Below are 17,380 nucleotides of genomic sequence, written 5' to 3' on the forward strand. Positions count from 1 at the left end.
CAAAGTGTTAAAAAAAGTTCTCCCCCTGCTGGCGCTGTTCGCGCTGCCCGCTTTAGCCAAGCCCGTTCTGACGGTCTACACCTACGACTCCTTCTCTGCCGACTGGGGCCCTGGCCCGGTCGTCAAAAAAGCCTTTGAAGCCGACTGCAACTGCGAGCTGAAGTTCGTGGCGCTGGAAGATGGCGTTTCGCTGCTCAACCGCCTGCGCATGGAAGGGAAAAACAGCAAGGCCGACGTGGTGCTCGGACTGGATAACAACCTGCTGGAAGCCGCCTCGCAAACCAAACTCTTTGCCAAAAGCGGCGTCGCGGCAGAGGCCGTTAACGTGCCGGGCGGCTGGAAGAACGACACCTTTGTGCCGTTCGACTACGGCTACTTTGCTTTCGTCTACGATAAAAACAAGCTGAAAAATCCGCCGAAGAGCCTGAAAGAGCTGGTGGAAAGCGACCAGAAGTGGCGCGTGATTTATGAAGATCCGCGGACCAGCACGCCGGGCCTGGGCCTGCTGCTGTGGATGCAGAAAGTCTACGGCGATAAGGCGCCGGAAGCGTGGCAGAAGCTGGCCGCCAAAACCGTCACCGTGACCAAAGGCTGGAGCGAAGCCTATGGCCTGTTCCTGAAAGGTGAAAGCGATCTGGTGCTGAGCTACACCACCTCCCCGGCCTACCACATTATCGCCGAGAAGAAAGACAACTATGCTGCGGCTGATTTTGCGGAAGGGCACTATCTGCAGGTGGAAGTGGCCGCGCGTACCGCCGCCAGCAAACAGCCGGAACTGGCCGAGAAGTTCCTGAAGTTTATGGTTTCACCAGCATTCCAGAACGCCATTCCAGCGGGCAACTGGATGTATCCGGTCACCAGCGTTGCGCTGCCTGCAGGTTTTGAACAGTTGACCAAGCCGAAAACCTCGCTGGAGTTTACGCCGCAGCAGGTCGCCGCGCAGCGTGCCGCATGGGTAAGTGAATGGCAACGCGCCGTCAGCCGTTAATTCCCGGCTGGTTACTCCCCGGATTGCTCGCCGCCGTCGTGATGGTGGCGGTCAGTCTGGGAGCCTTTCTTGCGCTGTGGTTTAACGCACCGGAGAGCGACCTGCTCGCCCTCTGGCACGACAGCTACCTCTGGCACGTTATCCGGTTCTCCTTCTGGCAGGCGTCTCTTTCTGCCCTGCTGTCGGCGATCCCGGCTATTTTTCTTGCACGCGCGCTCTATCGGCGGCGTTTCCCCGGCAGGCAGGCCCTGCTGCGCCTGTGCGCCATGACGCTGATCCTGCCGGTTCTGGTGGCCGTTTTTGGCATTCTGAGTGTCTACGGTCGTCAGGGCTGGCTGGCTTCGCTGTTCGGCCAGCTTGGTATTGAGTGGTCATTCTCGCCTTACGGACTGCAGGGCATTCTGCTGGCGCACGTGTTTTTCAATATGCCGATGGCAACGCGCCTCTTTTTGCAGGCGCTGGAGAACATTCCCGGCGAGCAGCGGCAGATTGCCGCCCAGCTCGGCATGCGCGGCTGGTCGTTCTTTCGTTTTGTCGAATGGCCGTGGCTGCGCCGCCAGCTCCCGCCCGTGGCGGCATTAATCTTTATGCTCTGCTTTGCCAGCTTTGCCACCGTGCTGTCACTTGGCGGCGGGCCGCAGGCCACCACCATTGAGCTGGCGATTTACCAGGCGCTGAGTTACGACTACGATCCCGGTCGCGCCGCACTGCTGGCGATAGTCCAGATGGCGTGCTGTCTGGTGCTGGTGCTGTTGAGCCAGCGGCTGAGTAAAGCCATTCCCGCAGGTAGTCATCAAATAACCGGCTGGCGCGATCCGCAGGACAGCCTGCACAGCCGCATCAGCGATGTTATCCTGATCGCGCTGGCGCTGCTGCTGTTGCTGCCGCCGCTGCTGGCCGTTATCGTTGACGGCCTGAACCTCAATCTTATATCCGTCCTGCAACAGCCCGTTCTCTGGCAGGCGACCTGGACCTCGGTACGCATAGCGCTGGCTGCCGGACTGCTGTGCGTTATGCTGACCATGATGCTGCTGTGGAGCAGCCGTGAGCTCTACGCCCGCCAGGCGCAAAAAGCCGGACAAATGCTGGAACTGACGGGCATGCTGATACTGGCGATGCCGGGGATCGTGCTGGCAACGGGCTTCTTTTTACTGTTCAACAGCACCCTCGGCCTGCCGGAAAGGGCCGATGGCATTGTGATATTCACTAACGCCTTAATGGCCATCCCCTACGCGCTTAAGGTGCTGGAAAACCCGATGCGCGACGTCAATAGCCGCTACGGTTTGCTGTGTCAGTCGCTGGGCATGCAGGGCTGGCAGCGGCTGAAGGTTGTGGAACTGCGCGCGCTAAAACGTCCGCTGGCTCAGGCGCTGGCGTTTGCCTGCGTGCTCTCCATTGGAGACTTTGGGGTTGTGGCGCTGTTCGGTAATGACGATTTCCGCACGCTGCCGTACTGGCTTTATCAGCAAATCGGCTCTTACCGCAGTCAGGACGGCGCGGTTACCGCGCTGTTACTGCTGCTGCTGTGCTTTGCCTTATTTACCGTTATCGAAAAACTCCCGGGGCGTGATGTTAAAACTGACTGATGTAACCTGGCTCTATCAGCATCTGCCGATGCGCTTTACGCTCTCCGTTCAGCAGGGCGAGCGGATTGCGGTGCTTGGCCCAAGCGGTGCCGGGAAAAGCACCTTGCTCAATTTGATCGCCGGTTTTCTGCAACCTGCCAGTGGGTCGATAGCCATCGATAATCGTGATTTCACCAACGCCCCTCCGGCTAAACGTCCTGTGTCGATGCTGTTTCAGGAAAACAACCTGTTTACCCATCTGACGGTGCGGCAAAACATCGCGCTGGGAATGCATCCGGGGCTCAGGCTGAACGATGCCCAACGCGAAAAACTTGAAGTGATTGCCGCACAGATGGGGATCGCTGAATTCATCGACAGGCTGCCGGGCGAGCTCTCCGGCGGCCAGCGTCAGCGCGTGGCGCTGGCGCGTTGTCTGGTGCGCGAGCAGCCGCTGCTGCTGCTGGATGAGCCGTTCTCGGCGCTCGATCCCGCGCTGCGCCAGGAGATGCTCGCCCTGGTGCAGGAGGTCTGCCAGCGCCAACAGCTTACGATGCTGATGGTGTCGCACAGTATCGAAGATGCCGCACGGATTGCGCCGCGATCGGTGGTGGTTGCCGAAGGACGTATTTTGTGGAATGGGAAGACAGAAGAACTGCTGAGTGGTAAAGCTACCGCGTCTTCACTGTTAGGCATCAGGGCAATCTGATGCCCTCCCCTTCACTAAAAGGACTAAAAAGTCCTCCGTCATTTTTTTCAAAAGCAATGAAAGCCCCTTCTTTAATGTCATAGCCGAATGTCGCTCTGAATGAAAAGTCAGAGCGCATATAAACTGGTTTGGCGACCGACGATCCTGACCAATAATAAATCGAGCTTTTTCATTATTATTTTAAATCACATTCCGTTTATGAATTAATAATTTTTAATTATACGAACAATAAATACATCAAGAAAAAAATAAACACATCAGAATGGTTTCAACCCTTACGTTTGTTTGCTAAGAGAGTATTATTTTATGATTCTACTGCTCTTGTAAGGGATATTATCATGGCAGTGCGCCCAGGAAACTTTCAGCAAAACGACACGCTAAATCGATATTTACTTTTTTTCCCACGTAACGCTAACGCGTTAAATGACGTACATTCCTTTACAGGCGAAGAAGCACTCAGCCAGCCCTATCGCTATACCATCCGATTTACCAGCCCCAATGCAAATATTTCACCTGACGCCATTTTGAATCAGAAGGCGGAATTTCTTCTTCGCGCCCCTAACCCTAAGGCGTCATGGCATGGTCAGTCATCCTGGCTCCCAGTGCGCCAGATTAATGGAACAATTACTGCGTTTTCCCGCGTTAAGTCATCTTCAGATGAAGCGCTCTATGAATGCGTGCTTGAACATGAGCTTGCGTTACTGAACAGAAACTTCCGTTCGGCAGTGTACACCGATGTCACCGTGCCGGAGGTCGTCACGCAGTTGATGAAAGAGAGCCGTTATTTTGAAGGCTTCAATATTGATTTCGACAGCCTCAGATGTACCTATCCACGCAGGGAAATGATTATTCAGTGGAAAGAGACCGACCTGGAGTTTATTCGCCGCCTGTTGGCCGAAGTTGGAATATGGTTCCGTCTTGAAAATCACAGCACCACGCCGACGGAAACGGTCGTTATTTTTGGTGACTCTGCCAGCCGCTATATCATTAGCGAGAAGAAATTCCCCTTTGTTCGTCGCTCCGGGATGACCAGTCATGATGAGTACGTGACAGAACTGGAAGAACGACACGCGTTAATACCCGAAAATATAATGGTGAGGTCCTATAACTACCGCGATCCTCTTTCACCGCAGGCGGATAAAACTATTGTCAGTAACAACATTCCCGGTGGCATTACGACAGGTAGCGAATACCACCATTCAGATCATTTTCTGCAGGGCGGGGATTTTTATGGAGAAGAAAGTGAAACCGCTACGTTCTATGCACGTTTGCGCTATGAGCGCCTGCTAAATACCCAATGTGTACTCGGTGCCACAACCAGCGCAGCGGAACTGCAGCCGGGCATAAAGTTCGACATAACCGGTCAAATCCCTGATGGCTTTAAGAAAGGTTTTTTCGTTACGTCAATGACGATAACGGGCAGTCGCGCAGAGCATTATCAAGCCCTGCTGTCAGGCATCCCTTGCCGGCATGAGTATAGTTTCAGGCCAGAATTTCTTCCCCGACCACAAATTGCAGGTACCGTTCCCGCACGGGTAATGGCGATAGGTAGCAATAAAATCTATGCGGGGATTGATGCCGCCGGACGCTACCGGGTGAAGTTCGATTTTGATCTCGATGAGAAACGTTCAGGCTTTGAAAGTGCGCTGGTGCGCCTTGCCAGACCGTACGCCGGAGATGTTTACGGTTTTCATTTTCCACTGCTCGAAGGCACGGAGGTCGCCATTGCGTTTGAAGGCGGCGATCCGGATCGCCCGTTCATCGCCCATGCCATGCATAACGGCGCGCACACTGATTTAGTCACAAACCGCAATGATACCCGCAACATCATCCGTACTGCTGGCCTGAATAAAATCCGTCTGGAAGACAGGAGGGGCCAGGAACATATCAAGATTTCAACAGAGCGCGGAAAGGGACAGCTCAGCGTGGGCCATCTTGTCGATGCGGAAGGAAAGCCGCGCGGGGAAGGTCTTGAAGCGCGAACAGATGACTGGATGGCGCTGCGAGCGGCAAAAGGCGTAATGATCAGCACTGAAGCGCAACCGCGCGCCCAGGGACAACAGCTGGATATGACGGCGGCCATCGCGCAGCTCGAAAAAGCACTCTCGCTGGCCATAACGCTGCAGCAGTGCGCAATGACGGCCGGTGCCGATGAGGTGGATACCGAACGGCAAAATGCCCTGCTTAAGACGCTGAATAAGCTTACAGGCGCGGGCCTGCTGACCTATGCCGGAGAAGGACAGGCCCACATCACGCCGCAAAGCCTGCAGCTTTCGGCAGGTCAGGATCTGATTGCAACCGCTGGCCGCAACGGCAGCGTAAACGTGGTGAAAAAGTTCTCGCTGGCCGTAGGGGAAAGGCTCTCTCTGTTCGCCCGCAAACTTGGCATACAGCTGATTGCCAGTGCCGGTGATATCAAAACAGAGGCGCAGCGCGGAGCCCTGCACATGCTTTCTCAGGATGATTTCACCGTCACGAGCACGGCAGGCAAAATTAACGGCAGTGCGAAGCAGGGAATACAGCTGGTATGCGGTGGTGGTGGCATTCGTATTAGTCCCAGCGGGCTGGTTGAAATTTTCTCGCCAACCGGCGTGGACATTAAAGCGCCGAATTTTGCCTATAAAGGGGCGGAAAGCGTGCAAACGCAAGCGCCTGCGTTTAACCAGGGCGCGTTTGCACAGCGCTATCAGCTGCATGCGTCTGACGACCCGGAGCAGATCCTCGCTAATCGCGCGTTCCGCCTTAAAAGCTCGGCGGGCCAAATGATTGAAGGCGTGACCGACAGCAATGGCTGTTCCCCGCTGCTGGATGCGGCCGACCTTGATTCGTACAAACTGGAGGTACTCTGATGGCTGATGAGAAGAAAAGCCCGTATTGCCCGCGCGTGGTCTCTGAGAACGATATCCCCGTCCCCAAATCATTAAGCCTGACGGCGCAGACATGCAGGGTGGGCATTCCTCGTCCGATGCCGGGGATCGTGATTCTGGTTCATGGGGTAAACGATGTGGGTGAAGCTTATCAGAATCAGGAGAAGGGCATTATCGCCGGGTTAAATAAACGGCTTAACCGGACAGATATGTACGCGCATGAATGGAATCACTTCATCATGACGCACAATGAAGAGGCGCAAAAGAAAATCGCGGCGCCGGGCCGCTCGCCTGTTATCCCGTTTTACTGGGGCTATAAGCCTGTAACGCATGAAGAATACCGCGCAGATCAGCAGCGCTATCGCAATGAAGTCAGCAAGCTCAAGGCGGAGGCACATCTGCCGTTCGACGCTTACCCCGAGGATGATGCGAAGAAAAAAGCGGATTTGGGTAATGACGGCCAGGGGGCGTTTAAATACCAGAACGACAATTTTGGTAACGCGCTTGATGTGAACTATGCCAAGGGCGGCGGCACCTTTGCGAATGCGACAACCAATATTCCGGATATGCTGGGGCCAGGCGCAGGGGGATTCGCAACGTCCGCAGCAGGGATTATAACGTTGCATGCGAATGATGGTGATTTTACCCATCCTATTTTTTCTAATCCTCACCGGATTTACCAGTTCTTTGCCGCACAGCGCCTAGCGGATGTGATTCTTCAGATACGTGCAGAAGACGTAACAAGAAATGACGTTATCAATATCGTAGCCCACAGTCAGGGGACGATTATCACCATGCTGGCAAACATGCTGGTGAAGCAGGCGGGATATGAGCCGGTTAACTGCGTCATTCTCAATCACTCCCCTTACTCGCTCGAAAGTCGGCTGGCTGAAGATATTCAACCGGGTCATCATCAGACATCCGATGCGCGGGTGCAGACGTTTAAGAACTTTTGCGCACTGATGGCGACGCATTACAAAGGCGGTGAGATAACAGAAGCCGATATTCTGGCAATGGAAGCGGCCTGCACGCTGCGTAAACCGTCCGACAACCCGTTAAGGACGGATACAAGATACAGACGCGATAATAACGGCCGGGTCTATAACTATTTTTGTCCGAATGACGGCACCGTCTCCCTCAAGAACATACAGGGGTTCGGCTGGCGCGGTATTCCTGAAGATATTGCCAGCCATATTCCAAACCTGTATCAGCGGGTATTTTATCAACATGGAGAGGTGGGAACGACGCCGGACGGGAAACCGTTTAGCCTGCCGCCCGTGAGAACGGGTGATGCGGATTACGGTTCAGTCGGTAACGCCTCTTACACCGCGCATGACGTGATGGTGAACGGTGAAGAGCTACCGGTGAAGTTTATATTCACATTGCAGGGGGCAAATAATTATAAAGGCGACGATCCAAAAACGAGAGATAAGCCGTATACCGCCTCCATCGATCCGGACAGCCCGGACGCCTATATCTCCTACTCAGCAAAAGCCTACGCCATCAAACGGACGCAAAGCGCCACATACGGTGTTAGCAGATACCAAAGCCTAAGCTGGCATCCCGGCCATGTCTTGACGCCCGATGAGCTGAAAATGGAAAGCTATGAGCGCGGTGTCCAGGTGATTAACGGCGTGGTGGCAGGTTCAAAGGATTTTCCGACCGTGACATTAACCTGGCTTCGCCCGCGCGAAGAGCTGGAAAAGGAATGGGCGAAGTCCGACCCGGTAAGTTACAGCCAGCACTCGTCAATCGTGATGAGTGAATATGCCCCGTCCCATGCGATGGCTTATGACCTGGCCATCGGCCAGTGCCGGTCCTTTGATTATAAGGCGGGCAAATTCTGGGAAGACCTGCTGCACCGTGCGGACTGGCGGGATCCGCTGAATACAAATTTGCAGGCAGTGGAGTATTACCGTTCAGGAAAGCTGCCTATAGCAACGACTAAAAATTACATGAATAAGCCAAATGAAATTTTACCCGCAGGTAATTTTGGAGTTGTAAATGACTTTAACAATGCAACTACGGTGAAACTATCACGAGATTTGGCAGCTGGTAACCAGGAAGTCGCAAATCTGCAATGGGATATGCCCAAAACAAAAAGTGACCGTGAACTGGGATTACAAAATCAGATATCGGCGCTCGATCTTCGCCCTTATTGAACAAAACAGGGAAGTAAAGGGAAATGAAAAATAGAATAGGTACAGCCTTGGCTGTATTGCTGATGGCTTCAGGCTGTCAGGCCAACGAGCCGCCGACGCAGGTGGTCTATCGTTTTGATGACCATCGTTATCTCGAACTGAAGGGCTGGGACTGTGAAGGCGAGCTCTGGTATACGGATACTCAAAGAAAAATTCACTCTCAGCCTTACTTCCAATTTTATCGGGTATTTACACAAAAATTTATCCATTCTTCAGAGCGTTACATCGTGATCCCCAATTGGGAAGTTGATGGTTTCATCGTTTCTAAAGATTACGGCCAGACCTGGCGGTCTGTCAGCTATTCACCAGGTGGGAATGAACCGGACGGGATGAACTCACCTCCACGTGATGATGTTCTTTCTTTCACAGTGGTGAATGACCAGGGCTTTCTGCAGACAAAGCGCAGCCTTTATATGTCATCCAGACCGTTTGACGATCCACGCGTATTGCCCGGTGGTTCTGGAATTAAGTACCAGCTTGAAAATGGAGAGGTGGACGAAATAACTTCAGATGCACCTGGCTGGAAATGGGGGATGGTGTATTTCACAAAAGGATGGCTGGAGGGAAAAGTCGTCAGGCGTGAATCCAATTATCAGAATTTGCCAGATAAAGTCCCTGAAGTAAAAGACTACACCGGCTGGGACCATATGCAATGTGACATGGATGCGGGGCGCTAACTGATGAAAGCATTATGTTCAGGCCTGGCTGTTGCTGCTGTACTGATGACTTCAGGCTGTCAGGCGAAAGAGCCGCCGACACAGGTGATTTACCGTTTCGATGACCATCGTTATCTCGAACTGAAAGGCTGGGACTGTGAAGGTGAGCTCTGGTACACCGATACGCAGCGGGGGATTCATTCTGAACCTGTCAGCCAGTTTTACAGAATATTTACTAAAAAGTTTGTCCATCCCTCAGAACGATACATCGCTATTACAGGCTGGGGAGTCGGTGGGTTTCGTGTCTCTAAGGACTACGGGAAAACGTGGCAGGTTGCACAATTTTCTCCCGGTGGAAACGAACCGGATGGAATGAACTCACCTCCGCGAGATGATGTTCTTTCTTTCACAGTGGTGAATGACCAGGGCTTTCTGCTGACAAAGCACCGCCTTTATATGTCATCCAGACCGTTTGATGACCCACGCCTGGCAACTGGTGGGCCAGGAATTGATTATGTAGTTGAAGGCGTACCTCACAGAATTAAACCACAATCACCAGGACCTGCGTGGGGGCTCGATTACATCACTAAGGAGGCACTGGAGAACGATACGGCAAAATTCCATACCAATTATCAGAATTTACCCGATAAGGTCCCTGAAGTAAAAAACTACACCGGCTGGGACCATATGCAATGTGACATGGATGCGGGGCGCTAACTGATGAAAGCAATATTCTCAGGCATAGCTGCCGCTGCTGTACTGATGACTTCAGGCTGTCAGGCGAAAGAGCCGCCGACACAGGTAGTCTATCGTTTTGATGACCATCGTTATCTCGAACTGAAGGGCTGGGACTGCGAAGGCGAGCTCTGGTACACCGATACGCAGCGGGGGATTCATTCGCAGCCGTATTCACAATTTTATCGCATTTTTACCAAAAAATTTATTCACCCTTCAGAGCGATATATTGTCCTCACATCATGGGGTGGTGGTGCCTTTACCGTATCAAAAGATTTCGGAAAGACCTGGCAGTTAGCGCAGTTTTCTCCCGGAGAAAACGAGCCGAATGGTGATTCCTCACCAGCTTATGATGAGGTGCTATCTCTGACGGTAATAAACGATCAAGGCTTTCTGCATACAAAGCACCGGCTTTATATGTCCTCCAGACCGTTTGATGATCCACGCCTGGCAACTGGTGGGCCAGGAATTGATTATGTAGTTGAAGGCGTAACTCACAGAATTAAACCACAATCACCAGGACCTGCGTGGGGGCTCGATTACATCACTAAGGAGGCACTGGAGAACGATACGGCAAAATTCCATACTAATTATCAGAACTTACCCGATAAGGTCCCTGAAGTGAAAGGTTACACCGGCTGGGACCATATGCGCTGTGACATGGATGCGCGATAAACGACTAAGGATAAACAATGAACGGCGTAATTCGCTTAGACGATCCGCTGGCGAACGGTGGAAAAGTGACTTCAGCTTCAGGGGCCAATTTCATGGGTAAACCCGTGGCGCTAAAAGATGACATCGTTGAATGCCTGCTGCACAAAGGGAAGTACCCGATTACAGAGTGCCATCCACGCTGGACGATGCTCGGACGAGGCGTGGTTGTCGACCGGTGTAAAGCGGCGTGCGGGTGTGAAATAAGGACAACGCTGCCAACGGCGGGGGCTATATAATGGAGTGGTGGTTATATTCGAAGCAGAAAGATGCTGACGTGAAAATGCCAACATTAGCGATCGTTGCTGTGTATGTCGCCGCTGTTGTCGTAGGGATCATTCTTGAGATTGTTAACTGGCCTCAGAATAAACATGTGACGCTCTTTTTTTTCTTGCCGTCCGTACTGCTTCCGCTCAGCCTGGTAACGTGTCTGGTATTTGCGCTGAAAATGATAATAAGTACGTCAGTAAACTATGCAGAAACTCGCAAATATATAGCAAAGGAGAGGGCTATCCGGCTAAAACGTTTTGCGCGTCAGAACATTACCATTGCAGCCTGGTCGGTTCTCTCTCCGGTCGATCAGCTGGCGCTGAATATGCTAAAGCTTGAAGGTGAGTTTCCGCTGGCGCCCAAAACGCCGCTAAAGATTGAGGCAACCGAAGCGTTTGACCAGACTCCAGACGAAGCCGTCTTTTCGCGCCTGCTCGCGCCGATGGCCGATAAGCTCAAAATGAGTGCGTATCAGCTAAGACAAACATACGTCTGGGTTCGCGGGGGCGATGCGAACTGTGTTGAGGATCTGAGACGAGTGCTGGGAAATCTGAAGTTACACAGTGCGCAAAGCGGCAAAATTCAGTTTATCAGCGAGTGCCCTGACTACTCGCTCATCGGGGAATGGATAGCGGCAAGCGACAAGTTCATCGTTAACAGGCTGCTGATCGTCGTCGATATGCATGGTGAAGACGGTGACAGTAAGCGCATGGAAAACGCCTGCGCTTTTCTGTTCACTAACCAATACGTGCATACAGAGGGAGAGAAACCGGTTTATCTGTACCAACCGATGAGTAAGATCACGGACGTAGAAGAAACGATGCCGGTTTATCTGGATGTTGGCCCTGTGACGGCCCCAAAAGCGCTCTGGTACAGCGGATTATCCCGTACGGAAAAATATCCTTTGATGCAGGCGCTGGATGCTAAAAACGTTGTTATGGAACGGCTGGAAATGGAATCCTCACTCGGGGAAAAGAGCGAGGGATACAGATGGCTGGCGCTGGCGCTGGCTGCCGATGCGGTAAAATATGCGCAGGGAACTCAGCTGGTGGCAAATTCAGCAATGAATAAATTCTCCGTCACAGCCCTTTCCTCGCATGAAACTCATGTACCCGAAATCTGCCGATGGGACGTTTGGCTGCTTCCTTTTGTTAATGGGGTAATGACGGGGCTATTTTTATTATTCTCGTTATTTTTCATTATGATGATAACCAATAAGCCCGGTGAGATGCCTTCCATACTGGCATTAGCGGCAAGCATAATACTCTCTGTTCTGGTTCCAGCGGTAACAGGCGCTTTACTGTCGATCATCAGCTCAAACCGGGCTTACCGAGATATGGGATACTAGAGCGGGAAACCGATTAACGGCTCACCACCTTCAACAGGATCTCACCGTACACCGGCATCAGCGGGTGGCGAATCAGCGCCACAAGCGCCACCACGGCCACACCCAGCGTCAGCGGGGCCAGCCACAAAAGACGAGAGCGCGGGAGATAGCGCGTCAGGCGATCGACGCTCGCTTTCGCGCTGCGCCACAGGCGCCAGCAGAGCCAGACCGCCAGCCACAGCAGCACCGCCGTGCCCAGCAGCAGCCACTTGAACTCACCGCTTTGCATACCGTCAGGAATATCGATGGCCGCGCCCGCCAGAATACCCGGCAGGAAGTAGAACGGCGGCCAGAAGACGCAGCCGATGATGTTCGGCACCACAAATTTCGCGACGGGGAGATCCAGCATCCCGGCCACCATCGGCACCAGCGGACGCGTTGGCCCAACAAAACGGCCCACGAGGATGGTAAACATGCTGTGCTGGTGCAGCGCATGCTCGGTTTTATCCAGCAGCGCTTTGTTCTTTTTCATGAACGACCAGCGGTGCAGCGGCTTCTTAAAGCGCCAGCCCAGCCAGAATGAGATCCAGTCGCCCAGCAGACAGCCGATAATCCCGGCCAGCCATGCCTGCCAGAAATTGACCTCGCCGCTGCCGATCAGTGCCCCAAGCCCCGCCATCATCACGGTGCCGGGCAGGATTAACCCGACGAGCGCCAGCGATTCCAGAAACGCCACCAGCGCCACGGCGATGAGCGAGTACATAACGGACTGGGTAATAAAGTGTTCCAGCAATGCCTGCATAACTATTCCGGTCAGAAAACGAATCAGCGATTCTGCTTAGCGCCCTGCACCGCGTCAAGGCAACAATTGTCTGAATAGTTTACAGGTTGCTTCCCGCATTCACCTGTTTGTTTATCTTTTTTTACCGTTTATTCACATCCCGCGCGAAATTCACTGGGGCTGGCACCGGTACATTTTTTAAATACCCGGGAGAAATAGAGCTGATCCTCAAAGCCCACATTGCGCCCCACGGTGGCGATGGGCATCCGGGTGGTGCTGAGCAGTAGCTTCGCCTGGCTGATCCGCTGGTCCTCGCGCCAGCTCAACACGCTGACGCCAAGCTGCTGGCGGAACAGGTGCGACAGCCGCGACGGCGACAGGCAGACGTGCTGGGCAACGCTGGCGATATCAAACTGGCTATCGGCCAGGTGGTCGCTGATGTACTGGCAGGCGTCGCGCACGCGGTTATCCAGCGGCGGATTCAGCGACGCGTTAATCGCCTCCATCCGCCGCAGCAGCAGCTGTTCAAGGAGGTTTATCGCCAGCAGTTCGGCATAGCGTCCACCAGCCTGCCCCGCCTCGATTATCTGGGCAAAAAGCTCGCGAAACTGCGCCAGATGCACCTCATCCGGGCGATAAAACCCGGTGTGAGCAAAAATAGCCGGCCAGGAAAGCCACTCCTGCCAGTAGGCGCGCGGACGGAAGTAGACCCACTGGTGATACCACTCTTTGGCATCCGGATGACGGCCATAGTGGTGGATCTCCCCCGGCGGGAACAGCAGGATATCCCCCGGGCGGCAGACGAACTGCTGGTCACCGTTCTTGATGATCCCTTCCCCCCGCACGGTCAGGTTGAGGATATACCCTTTCATCCCGAGCGGTCGGTCGACGTAAAAGTCGAGATATCCCTCAGCCTCGATAGGGGTCAGCCCCGCCACAAGGTGCGCGTTAAACGAGTATCCCGGCAGCAGGGGATCGTTCTGCGTTTCGGCCATAGATTCAGTTCTCCCAAGGGTCCTGAAGGAAACCAATTGTCCATATCACTAAATGCAGGTTAAAAATGGCCCGCGAAAAGATCCAAAAAGCATCACGCCGCTTTTACGTCCGCCATGTTTCAGCCTTTCCCCCTGATTTCTCCGCCAGAGCAGGCAGATAACCAGTAACAAAAGTGTCTATAAGTGCGGCAGAAATGTCCACATTGAATATTTGCACGGCGTCACACTTTCCGTTGTAACAGCAATTTAGTCCATAAGATTAGCGGATCCTGCCTGACGACTTTTGTCCCCAGTCTCTAATGTTCTTCCATACCTGTTTTTTCGATGGAGCAACACCATGGCAATTGCGATTGGCCTCGATTTTGGCAGCGATTCAGTTCGCGCGCTGGCAGTGGACTGTACGTCCGGCCAGGAGATAGCAACCAGCGTTGAGTGGTATCCGCGCTGGCAAGAGGGGCGCTACTGCGATGCGCCAAACAACCAGTTCCGTCACCACCCGCGGGATTACATCGAGTCGATGGAAGCGGCGATCAAAACCGTTCTGGCAGACCTGACCGACGCCCAGCGGGCCGATGTTGTGGGGATTGGCGTCGACAGCACCGGCTCTACGCCTGCCCCTGTGGATGCCGAAGGCCGCGTGCTGGCTCTGCGCCCGGAGTTTGCCGACAACCCGAACGCCATGTTCGTGCTGTGGAAAGACCATACCGCCGTGGAAGAGGCCGAAGCCATCACCCGCTTATGCCATCAGCAGGGCAAAACGGACTACTCACGGTATATCGGCGGGATTTACTCCAGCGAGTGGTTCTGGGCCAAGATCCTGCACGTCACCCGCGCGGACGCGTCTGTCGCACAGGCAGCGGCGTCCTGGATTGAGCTATGCGACTGGGTTCCCGCCCTGCTCTCCGGCACCACGCGCCCGCAGGATATCCGCCGCGGCCGCTGCAGCGCCGGGCATAAATCCCTGTGGCATGAAAGCTGGGGCGGTCTGCCTCCGGCCGCGTTCTTTGATGAGCTCGACCCGATCATCAACAAGAGCCTGTCATACCCGCTGTTTACCGACACCTTCACCGCCGATATTCCCGTCGGCACCCTCTGCGAAGAGTGGGCGACGCGTCTCGGCCTGCCGCAGAACGTAGCTATCTCCGGCGGCGCGTTTGACTGCCATATGGGCGCCGTGGGCGCGGGCGCACAGCCAAACACGCTGGTCAAAGTGATCGGCACCTCCACCTGCGACATCCTGACGGCAGATAAAGCCACCGTCGGCGACCGCGCGGTAAAAGGCATCTGCGGCCAGGTTGACGGCAGCGTGGTGCCAGACTTTATCGGCCTCGAAGCCGGTCAGTCCGCGTTTGGCGATATCTACGCCTGGTTTGGCCGCGTGCTCGGCTGGCCGCTGGATCGGCTGGCGGCGTCACATCCTGAACTGAAAACCCAGATCGCCGAGAGCAAAAAGCAGCTCCTGCCGCAGCTTACCGACGCCTGGGCTAAAAATCCGTCTCTCGACCACCTCCCGGTGGTGCTGGACTGGTTTAACGGCCGCCGCACGCCGTTTGCCAACCAGCGCCTGAAAGGGGTGATTACCGACCTCAACCTGGCGACCGACGCGCCTGCGCTGTTCGGCGGTCTGATTGCCGCCACCGCCTTCGGCGCCCGCGCGATTATGGAGTGCTTCACCGAGCAGGGCATCGACGTGAACAACGTGATGGCGCTGGGCGGCATCGCCCGTAAAAACCCGGTGATCATGCAGGCCTGCTGCGACGTGCTGAACCGTCCGCTCCAGATTGTGGCCTCCGATCAGTGCTGCGCGCTGGGGGCGGCAATTTTCGCCGCCGTAGCCGCTGGCGTCCATGCGGATATCCCCACCGCGCAGCAGCATATGGCGAGTGCCGTCGAAAACACCCTTCAGCCGCGTGCCCAGCAGGCACAACGCTTTGAACAGCTTTATCAGCGCTACCAGCAATGGGCAAAAAGCGCCGAACTTCACTATCTCCCTGTCGCCGCCCCGGCCAAAAGCACCGCGGACACTACGGCAACCCTGACCCATTAAGGACACGATGATGACCATTTTTAATAATTATGAAGTGTGGTTTGTGATTGGCAGCCAGCATCTTTACGGACCGGAAGCGCTGCAGCAGGTAACGAAACACGCGGAGCACGTCGTTAACGCGCTGAACGCGGAAGCCAAACAGCCGTGCAAACTGGTGCTGAAACCGCTGGGCACGACGCCGGACGAAATCACCCACATCTGCCGCGACGCCAACTACGACGATAAATGCGCCGGTCTGGTGGTGTGGCTGCACACCTTCTCACCGGCAAAAATGTGGATCAACGGCCTGTCTATCCTCAACAAACCGCTGCTGCAGTTCCATACCCAGTTTAACGCCTCCCTGCCGTGGGACAGCATCGACATGGACTTTATGAACCTGAACCAGACCGCACACGGCGGCCGCGAGTTCGGCTTCATCGGCGCGCGTATGCGTCAGCAGCACGCGGTGGTCACCGGCCACTGGCAGGATGGCAAGGCGCAACAGCGTATCGGCGCCTGGATGCGTCAGGCGGTCTCTAAGCAGGACACCCGCCACCTGAAAGTGGTGCGTTTCGGCGACAACATGCGTGAAGTGGCGGTCACCGACGGCGATAAAGTGGCCGCGCAGATCAAGTTTGGTTTCTCCGTGAATACCTGGGCCGTGGGCGACCTGGTGCAGGTGGTGAATGACATCAGCGATGGCGACGTGAGCGCGCTGGTGGACGAGTACGAAAGCCGCTACCGCCTGACGCCTGCGGCACAAATCAACGGCGACAAGCGCCAGAACGTGCTGGACGCGGCGCGCATCGAGCTGGGCATGAAGCGCTTCCTGGAACAGGGCGGCTTCCACGCGTTTACCACCACCTTTGAAGACCTCCACGGTCTGAAACAACTGCCGGGTCTGGCAGTACAACGCCTGATGCAGCAGGGCTACGGCTTTGCGGGCGAAGGCGACTGGAAAACTGCCGCTCTGCTTCGCATCATGAAGGTGATGTCGACCGGTCTGCAGGGCGGCACCTCCTTTATGGAGGACTACACCTACCACTTCGAAAACGGCAATGACCTGGTGCTCGGCTCGCACATGCTGGAAGTGTGTCCTTCCATCGCGGTAGAGGAAAAACCGATCCTCGACGTGCAGTACCTCGGCATCGGCGGTAAAGCCGATCCGGCGCGTCTGATCTTCAACACCCGCACGGGCCCGGCCATCAACGCCAGCCTGATCGATCTGGGCGATCGTTTCCGCCTGCTGGTGAACTGCGTCGATGCGGTTGAAACGCCACACTCCCTGCCGAAACTGCCGGTCGCCAACGCCCTGTGGAAAGCACAGCCGGATCTGCCGACCGCGTCAGAAGCCTGGATCCTGGCCGGCGGCGCGCACCATACCGTCTTCAGCCACGCGCTGGATCTGAACGACATGCGTCAGTTCGCCGAGCTGCATGATGTCGAGCTGACCGTGATTGATAACGATACCCGCCTGCCCGCCTTTAAAGACGCGCTGCGCTGGAACGAAGTCTATTACGGTTCAAAACGCTAAAGCACTGAATGCCCGGTG

General features: G+C 54.8%; 14 protein-coding genes. 12 read left to right on the top strand and 2 right to left on the bottom strand.

The annotated features are described in order from the left end of the window. Positions 1–4: 4 nt before the first annotated feature. The 10 genes from thiB to LLF79_RS18715 all read left to right on the top strand — a co-directional run bounded on the left by thiB (position 5) and on the right by LLF79_RS18715 (position 12,047). Positions 5–988, top strand: coding sequence for a thiamine ABC transporter substrate binding subunit (gene thiB, locus LLF79_RS18670; RefSeq protein WP_023345430.1), 984 nt, complete (start codon positions 5–7; stop codon positions 986–988). Continuing rightward, positions 964–2,574, top strand: a complete 1,611-nt coding sequence (gene thiP, locus LLF79_RS18675; protein ID WP_045406416.1) for a thiamine/thiamine pyrophosphate ABC transporter permease ThiP — start codon at positions 964–966, stop codon at positions 2,572–2,574. The genes thiB and thiP overlap by 25 nt, the downstream gene beginning before the upstream one ends. After that, positions 2,558–3,259, top strand: coding sequence for a thiamine ABC transporter ATP-binding protein ThiQ (thiQ, locus tag LLF79_RS18680; protein WP_227880135.1), 702 nt, complete (start codon positions 2,558–2,560; stop codon positions 3,257–3,259). The genes thiP and thiQ overlap by 17 nt, the downstream gene beginning before the upstream one ends. A gap of 338 nt (positions 3,260–3,597) precedes the next feature. Beyond that, positions 3,598–6,108 carry a type VI secretion system Vgr family protein gene (locus LLF79_RS18685; RefSeq protein WP_227880168.1) on the top strand — a complete coding sequence of 837 codons (2,511 nt, stop codon included), beginning with the start codon at positions 3,598–3,600 and terminating at the stop codon, positions 6,106–6,108. Continuing rightward, positions 6,108–8,288 (top strand): DUF3274 domain-containing protein, encoded by a 2,181-nt coding sequence (locus tag LLF79_RS18690; protein WP_227880137.1) that lies wholly within the window; start codon positions 6,108–6,110, stop codon positions 8,286–8,288. Before LLF79_RS18685 ends, LLF79_RS18690 begins: the two co-directional genes overlap by 1 nt. 23 nt (positions 8,289–8,311) lie before the next feature. Further along, the gene (locus tag LLF79_RS18695) at positions 8,312–9,004 is read left to right on the top strand and encodes a hypothetical protein (RefSeq protein ID WP_032654867.1); all 693 of its coding nucleotides are present in this window, start codon (positions 8,312–8,314) and stop codon (positions 9,002–9,004) included. A gap of 3 nt (positions 9,005–9,007) precedes the next feature. Next, on the top strand, positions 9,008–9,700 hold the full coding sequence (locus LLF79_RS18700; RefSeq protein ID WP_045415596.1) for a hypothetical protein: 693 nt from the start codon (positions 9,008–9,010) through the stop codon (positions 9,698–9,700). Between the two features lie 3 nt (positions 9,701–9,703). Beyond that, a complete protein-coding gene (locus LLF79_RS18705) occupies positions 9,704–10,393 on the top strand; it encodes a hypothetical protein (protein WP_045415595.1) in 690 nt (229 codons plus the stop codon). A gap of 17 nt (positions 10,394–10,410) precedes the next feature. Further along, on the top strand, positions 10,411–10,668 hold the full coding sequence (locus tag LLF79_RS18710; RefSeq protein WP_039024331.1) for a PAAR domain-containing protein: 258 nt from the start codon (positions 10,411–10,413) through the stop codon (positions 10,666–10,668). Beyond that, on the top strand, positions 10,668–12,047 hold the full coding sequence (locus LLF79_RS18715) for a hypothetical protein (RefSeq protein ID WP_039024330.1): 1,380 nt from the start codon (positions 10,668–10,670) through the stop codon (positions 12,045–12,047). Before LLF79_RS18710 ends, LLF79_RS18715 begins: the two co-directional genes overlap by 1 nt. Positions 12,048–12,060: 13 nt before the next feature. On the opposite strand, the gene LLF79_RS18720 is transcribed toward LLF79_RS18715, so the two are convergent. After that, positions 12,061–12,828, bottom strand: a complete 768-nt coding sequence (locus LLF79_RS18720; protein WP_008502007.1) for a DedA family protein — start codon at positions 12,826–12,828, stop codon at positions 12,061–12,063. A 128-nt stretch (positions 12,829–12,956) separates the two neighbouring features. Beyond that, entirely contained in the window at positions 12,957–13,802 is an 846-nt protein-coding gene (araC, locus tag LLF79_RS18725) for an arabinose operon transcriptional regulator AraC (protein ID WP_023293301.1), read from the bottom strand. A 337-nt stretch (positions 13,803–14,139) separates the two neighbouring features. Between araC and araB the strand changes: the two genes are divergently transcribed. Then, positions 14,140–15,849: a ribulokinase gene (gene araB / locus LLF79_RS18730; protein WP_227880139.1), complete on the top strand. Its 1,710-nt coding sequence runs from the start codon at positions 14,140–14,142 to the stop codon at positions 15,847–15,849. Between the two features lie 10 nt (positions 15,850–15,859). After that, complete coding sequence (gene araA / locus LLF79_RS18735) at positions 15,860–17,362, top strand: L-arabinose isomerase (RefSeq protein WP_227880170.1); 1,503 nt, start codon at positions 15,860–15,862, stop codon at positions 17,360–17,362. Positions 17,363–17,380 lie beyond the last annotated feature (18 nt).

Source organism: Enterobacter cloacae complex sp. 2021EL-01169, assembly GCF_020733125.1.
GTDB classification, from domain to species: Bacteria; Pseudomonadota; Gammaproteobacteria; order Enterobacterales; family Enterobacteriaceae; genus Enterobacter; species Enterobacter roggenkampii.